Source organism: Ochrobactrum sp. SFR4 (genome assembly GCF_019730395.1).
In the GTDB taxonomy this organism is placed as follows: Bacteria; Pseudomonadota; Alphaproteobacteria; order Rhizobiales; family Rhizobiaceae; genus Pseudochrobactrum.
Genome location: NZ_JAAPBB010000013.1, coordinates 73348 through 80372, shown reverse-complemented (window position 1 = coordinate 80372; position 7025 = coordinate 73348). Strand labels below are relative to the sequence as shown.

General features: G+C 53.3%; 6 protein-coding genes. All 6 read right to left on the bottom strand.

Going from position 1 to position 7025, the window contains the following annotated elements; translation table 11 throughout:
- Positions 1-729 (bottom strand): ABC transporter substrate-binding protein (locus HBA93_RS14635; RefSeq protein ID WP_221723730.1); only part of this gene is annotated, 729 nt, incomplete at its 3' end.
- A gap of 199 nt (positions 730-928) precedes the next feature.
- Positions 929-2455 carry an aldehyde dehydrogenase family protein gene (locus tag HBA93_RS14630; protein ID WP_221723729.1) on the bottom strand — a complete coding sequence of 509 codons (1527 nt, stop codon included), beginning with the start codon at positions 2453-2455 and terminating at the stop codon, positions 929-931.
- Positions 2455-3234 (bottom strand): enoyl-CoA hydratase/isomerase family protein, encoded by a 780-nt coding sequence (locus HBA93_RS14625; protein WP_221723728.1) that lies wholly within the window; start codon positions 3232-3234, stop codon positions 2455-2457. Before HBA93_RS14625 ends, HBA93_RS14630 begins: the two co-directional genes overlap by 1 nt.
- Positions 3227-4852: an acyl CoA:acetate/3-ketoacid CoA transferase gene (locus tag HBA93_RS14620; RefSeq protein WP_221723727.1), complete on the bottom strand. Its 1626-nt coding sequence runs from the start codon at positions 4850-4852 to the stop codon at positions 3227-3229. Before HBA93_RS14620 ends, HBA93_RS14625 begins: the two co-directional genes overlap by 8 nt.
- Positions 4853-4856: 4 nt before the next feature.
- Positions 4857-5867: a Gfo/Idh/MocA family protein gene (locus HBA93_RS14615; RefSeq protein ID WP_221723726.1), complete on the bottom strand. Its 1011-nt coding sequence runs from the start codon at positions 5865-5867 to the stop codon at positions 4857-4859.
- The gene (locus HBA93_RS14610) at positions 5864-6913 is read right to left on the bottom strand and encodes a LacI family DNA-binding transcriptional regulator (protein ID WP_121993111.1); all 1050 of its coding nucleotides are present in this window, start codon (positions 6911-6913) and stop codon (positions 5864-5866) included. Before HBA93_RS14610 ends, HBA93_RS14615 begins: the two co-directional genes overlap by 4 nt.
- Positions 6914-7025 lie beyond the last annotated feature (112 nt).

Here is a 7025-nt window from a genome sequence, read left to right as displayed (position 1 = left end):
GTCACGACCGGAGAAATTATCGTCCACATAGGAGCGCAGCTTGGTCATACGATCAAAAGCCTGTTTCATCGTATCACTGCCAAGGGCTTCCGGATCGAGATCAATAAAGGCTTTTTTGTAAAAATCTGTACCAAAGGACAGCACAACAGCATCAAAAATCGTGCCGTCCTGCCATGGCTGACCGCCATGGGCAACAGGTGTAATGCCCTGCTCCTTGAACTTGTCCAGCAGTGCAATCAGCTCATCCCAGTTGGCCGGTTCTTTACCGCCCGCCTTGTCGAGCGCTGCTTTGTTGATCCACATCCAGTTGGTGGTGTGAACATTCACCGGAGCGGCAATCCAGTGACCGTCATATTTGGCAAATTCCTGCAACGGTGCCGGAATAACCTTTTCCCAGCCTTCTTTACCAGCAATTTCATCCAGATTGCCGAGCGCGCCTTCTTTTGCCCAGTCACGAATATCAAAACCGAGCATCTGTACGGCAGTCGGCGGATTTCCCGCTGTAACACGGGCACGCAGAACGGTCATCGCTTCTGTACCGCCGCCACCGGCAACCGGCATATCCGTCCAGCCGATCCCTTTACCTTCGAGATCTTTCTTCAATACATCCAGAGCTGCCGCCTCGCCGCCGGCTGTCCACCAGTGCAGCACCTCTACATTCTCCGCAGCCTGCGCTGCACCTGCCATAAAACCTAAAGCCATTGCTGTTGTTGTCATAAACTTGCGCATCGTATTCCTCCCGTTTGCAAGTTGTCAGCAGCGGAATCCTCCCGCTTGGTCATTACCTGCTGTCCTCCCGAACAGCATAAATTTTCGGCTCGCAAGATTGATCGGGCTATTCTTTTACGATCAACCGTCAGGCGAAATAGGACGTTACAATTCTCCGTTCGTCAAGCAGTGTTCTGCAAAATTCAAATCGATTAAAATATTATTCTTCAGCCGCGCTCCCGCCACGCACCCAATGCGTTTTTCGTGAGCCGATATGCATATTCAGAGTTTTTGTTTCCGTGTAATCTTCAACGGCATGACGGCCAAGCTCCCTGCCCTGTCCGGATTGTTTGTAGCCGCCAAACGGTAATTCCGATGCGCCATCCATGAAAGTGTTCATCCAGATTGTACCGGAACGCACCTTGCGCCCCACAGTCAGACATGTATCGAAATCACGGCTCCAGACACTGGCAGACAGGCCGTAATCTATGGAATTTGCAATATGAATTGCCTCTTCCGCAGTTTCAAATGTCAGTACAGACAAGACAGGGCCGAACACTTCCTCACGCGCCACGGCCATATCCGGCGTAACTCCCGATAGCAAAGTCAGCTCCATATATTGACCGCTGTCAAAATCCACGGTTCCGCCGCCGGCACTCAGTGCAGCACCATCCGCTTTAGCACCGGATATATAGGTTTTGATTTTCTCCAGATGCTGCTGACTGATAATTGCACCGACCTGCGTTTGCGGATCAAGCGGATCACCCAGCTTCACCTTTTTTGTAAGATCAATAATGCGGGAGATCACATCATCCGCGATATCTTTATGCAGAATCAGACGTGAACCCGCATTGCAACATTCACCGGCATTGAAATAAGCTCCGAATACCGCAGCATCGATAAATGCATCCAGATCAGCATCAGGAAAGACGATTTGCGGGTTCTTACCGCCGAGCTCCAGCGACACTTTTTTCAGTGTCTGCGCTGCATTCGCCATAATCAGACGACCGACACCGGTTGAACCTGTGAAAGACACCATATCCACATCGGCATGCGTGTTCAGCAGCGCACCCGCACCGGCACCCGTACCAGTGATAATATTCACAACACCGGCAGGAACACCCGCTTCGGTCAGAATTTCACCCAAGATCAGCGTGGAGCCTGATGTCATCTCCGAAGGTTTGACAACACAGGAACATCCGGCGGCAAGAGCAAAAGGCAGCTTCTGGCTGATAATCAGAAACGGGAAATTCCACGGCGTAATCATCGACACAACGCCGATTGCCTCGCGCAGCACAACGCCCAGCGTGCCGTCACCGAGCGTATTATAACTCTCACCGTGCAAATCACGGGCAAGTGCCGCCGCATAACGCCAGATATCAACAGCACCGGCAATCTCGCCCCGCACCTGGCTGATCGGCTTTCCAGCCTCGACAGCATCCCAGAAACTCAGTTCTTCTGCGCGCTTCTCAATCATATCCGCGATTTTCAGCAGGATATTGGAGCGTTCGGCACCGGTTTTGCTGTTCCATATTCCTGTGTCAAAGCTCTGTTTTGCAGCTGCAATCGCGCATTCTGCATCAATATTACTGCCTTCAGGATAACGGCTCACCGGCACTCCATGCCCCGGTGCAATGCGTTCCAGCATCCTGCCGGATGCTGCGGCCACCCATTCGCCAGCAATCAGCATTTTAAAATCACGAACAATGATATCTGCCGGAGGCTTGGGCGCAATCAGAACTGCCATTACCATTCTCCTTTAAAATTTGCCGGACGTTTGCCGCTGAAAGCCGCAACCCCCTCCCTGAGATCACCGGTCTTGGCAGCCAGCATCGAACCGAGTGCCTCAACGGCTGCGCCATTATCCTCATTATTGGCAACACCGATCATCAGCTTGGATATTTCAAGCGCCGCAGGCCCACGTGTCACAATACGTGTTGCATAGGCCTTAGCAGCCTCCAAACCTGCACCGCTTTCAACAACCTGATCCACCAGCCCCAGTTTGCAGGCATCTTCAGCACCGAACATCTCGCCGCCCAGTACCATACGCCGGACAAGCTGCGCACCAAACCGCCGTACCAGACGCTGCGTACCGGACCAGCCGGGAACCATGCCGAGTGATGTTTCCGGCAGACCGATTGTTATATGTTTTTCCGCAATGCGGATATCTGCCGCTCCGGCAAGTTCCAGCCCGCCGCCAAGTGCATGACCGTTTATCGCCGCGATCAGCGGCATTCTTAAAGTTGCCAACCGCTCAAAAACCCGATGTCCGAAACGCACCCACTGATGGCCGAATTCATTGGCCTGCATCGCGCCCCATGCTTTGATATCACCGCCGGCGGAAAAAGCTTTGCCCGCGCCCGTGAGAATAACAATCCGCACAGCACTATCCGCCTCAACCGCATCACAGGCTGCTGATAATTCCTTCAGCATTTCAATATCAAATGCATTGAGCTTATCCGGCCGTGTGACAGTGATCGTGGCAATGGCGCCGTCACGGGAAGTTATAATACGCGGCTCAGTCATGATCTGCCCCTGCGATCTGCTCTTGTAAGATAAGTTGCGGCTTTTCCGGCAAAGTCAGACCAAGAATCTCATCCCTGAATAAAGCGGCATCCATCAGTTTCAGTTCCGGCGAAATGATGAGCGGAAATTCCGACTGCTCCAGAATATGCGCCTGCAAATCCACACCCGGTGCAATTTCCGTGAGCATGATGCCCTGTGGTGTCAGCTTCATCACGCAGCGCTCAGTCACATAGGTAATATCCTGTCCTTGCGCGACGGCACGGCTGCCGGAAAATGTGACATGCTCCGTTTCATTGACCAGTTTCTTCAGCTTGCCTTCTTTTTCAATGACCAGTCTGCCGCCCTCAATGCCGAGCTTTGCCCCCGCATTAAACATGCCGGAAAAGACAATCTTCTTTGCCCGCGCAGTAATATCGACAAAACCACCGGCGCCCGCGGTCACATGCGGGCGGAAAGACAATCGCGATACATTGACGGAGCCGTCACGCCCGATCTCAAGAAAGGACAGGAGCGAGGCATCAAAGCCGCCGCCCTGAAAATAGGTAAACTGATAAGGCGAAGGCATATAGGCATCAGCATTGGAGGCACAGCCGAATGCAAAATCCAATAGCGGTACACCGCCGACAGCGCCCTGCTCAATCACCCATGTGACTGAGCCATGCAGCCCTTCTTCCATCAAAATACGCGGCACATTGGCTGAAATACCAAAACCGAGATTAACGCAGCTTCCCGCTTCAAGCTCCTGTGCAACACGGCGTGCAATGACCTTCTGCACATTGAATTCCGGCACGCGGAAACTCTCCAGCGGTCTGAAAATCTCGCCGGAAATCGCCGGGTCATAAACTGTCTGCGTTGTCTGTTTCTGTTCCGGATCAACGATAATATAATCGACCAGCATACCCGGAACACGCACATCATGCGGTTTCAGCGATCCCTGCTTGGTAATGCGCTTCACCTGCGCGATAACAATGCCGCCATTATTACGGGCGGCCAATGCCTGATCCAGCCCGCCGAGATAGGCTCCCTCATGCTCATAAGTGAGATTGCCGTGTTCATCAGCCGTTGTTGCCCGAACGATGGCAACCTGCGGTATGATATTGGGAAAATAGAGCCATTCTTCATCCGCAAATTCAATCTTGCGCACAACCGGCTCCCGCTGTGCTGCCTCGTTCATGGCGCAGCCTTGCCGGTCAGGATCGACAAAAGTGTCCAGTCCGATTTTAGTTATCACACCAGGTCGTTTGGCAGCAGCCTCACGATGCATATCGAACAGAATGCCGGAAGGCACATTATAGGCAGGAATTTCATTCGCACCGATCATCTGCCAGATCAGCGGCGGTTCTGCCGATGACGGGCCGGACGGATAAGAGCCGCCGATAATTTTTGCCAGCAGGCCTTTTTTGGCAATATGATCGATGCCTTTGATACCGCTCATATCCCCAGCCGCAATCGGATGCAGCGTCGTGAGATTACGCGGATGCCCCGTTGCCTCAAAGTGCTCACCGATAGCTCGGAGCATCAGATCAGGGCAACCAAGTCCGCTTGATGAGGAAACGGTAACCACAGCATGATCGGGGATCAGAGCCGCGGCCTGTGCGGGAGTAATATGCTTACTCATATTATCACTCTCCCAAACCAGTTCTGATTTGCACGGCACTGCCGCTTTTCACGGATTGTGCCACGGCAAGCGCGGTTGCCAGAGACCAGACACCATCCTCTCCGCTGGCAGAAACTGCGTCTTTGCCCTTCACCGCGTTGTGAAATGCCTCCAGCGCAGTTTCATAAAGATTGCGCTGCTCCAGCGGCAAAACCTGCTCACCCTCGGCATTGCGCAAAATGACGGAACCAACCGGTTTTTGTGTCATCACATTACGGGCAATCAGTGAGCCTTCTGTGCCATGCACTTCAAAGCCTGTTTCAGCAAATTGCGTGGTAAAACCATCATGAAACTGAGCAAGCACGCCGGATTTAAAGCGCAGAACACCCATTACCGCGTCTTCCAGCCCTTGTTTCCCCATCCCGCCGGACTGACCAAAAGCCACCGCCTCAACCGGATCATCATTCAGCACAAAGCGCAGCGTATCCGCATCATGCACGGTTATATCGAGGATAACACCGCCACCGGCCTGCGGTTTATCAAGCCGCCAGCCCTGCAAATGCGGTGGCAGATAAACGGCATGAAAAACCCGCGCGGAGAGCGGTTTGCCGATCCTGCCCGCAGAAATGGCATCGCGCATGGCACGATGACTGGCAGCATTGCGCAAATGATGATTGGTGGCAAAAACCACCCCCGCCGCTCTGGCCGCCTCAACCATGGCACGGGCATCTTCAAGGGAAAGTGCCAGCGGTTTTTCACACAGCACATGTTTGCCTGCTTTTATCGCGGCTATAGCCTGATCGCGATGCAGCTCATTTGTGGTCGAGATATAGACAGCATCGGTTTCCGCATCATTGACCAGCGCATCAAGCGTGGTGACAGATCGGGGAATTCTGTTCTCTTTCGCGTAGGTTTCACCGCGCTCAGCACTGCTGCTCATCACGCTGACAACCTCACCACCCGTTGCACGGATTGCATCAATCACCCATTCAGAGGCGATTGTACTTGCGCCGATAAGACCCCACCGCACTGTCATCCTGTAATCCTCCGCTGTTCCCCTTGCCTTGTCGCGCCGCAGCTTTCCCGCACGACAAGGCGCACAGAACTGACAATCGCCTCGGCTTCCGGTTGCCCTGCATTGATTTGCTTGAGCAGCAACTGTGCCGCCTTTTGCCCCATACCCTGCGGATCGACGGAGACCGTGGTAAGTGCCGGAACCGCAGATTTAGCCTCAATCACATCATCAAAACCGATAACGGCAAAATCAGCAGCCGGCTCCATACGTTGTGCCCGCAATCCGTCACACACACCGAACGCCACCGCATCATTGAAACAAAGCGCAGCTGTAGGTCTGTCCGCAAGCTGCATTGCGCGCATTATGGCATCCACACCACCGGCACGGGAGGGCGCAGAACCAATAACCAGCGCCTCGTCAAGCGCGATATCTGCCTTGCGCAGAGCATCCGCATAGCCCTGATAACGCTCCGTAAACACGCCCGTATCAGCAAAGCCGCCGAGAAAGGCAATACGGCGATGCCCCAGCGCCACCAGATGCTCAACCGCAGCCATTGCCCCGCCGTGATTATCCGTCATCAGAGAAGAAACTTTGACACCAGCCACATTGCGCACAGTCGCAACAACCGGAATTCCGCTGGCAATCAACGGCTTCAGATCAATGGCTTGCGTGCCACGTGCAGGCGACACAATCAGTCCGGAAATACCGTGCTCGCGCATTGAGTTAATAACCTCGCGCTGGCGATCCGTACTCTCCCCTGTATGCGAAAGAAATTGCACATAGCCTGCCGACTGCACCACCATATCGACACCAACCGCGAGTTCGGCGAAAAAACTGTTAGTCAGATCATTGACGACAAGACCGATAATTTTTGAATTAGAGCCGGATTGGCGCAGATTGGCAGCGCCACGATTATAGACATAGCCGAGCTCGCGGATAACAGCAGCAACCTTTACTCTTGTGGCCTCATTCACCAGCGGAGAATTTTGCAAAACAAGCGATACGGTCGACTTGGACACGCCCGCAGCCTGTGCAATCTCAACAACGGTGACACGTTTTTTATTCACGGCATTCTCCTTGCCCCCCTCATGAAATTGGATCGTTCCAAATTTGTCAAGAGCAAATTAAAGGCAAAACTCGTTATAAATTGCCTATTGCATCTGAAAATTTTTGAATTAC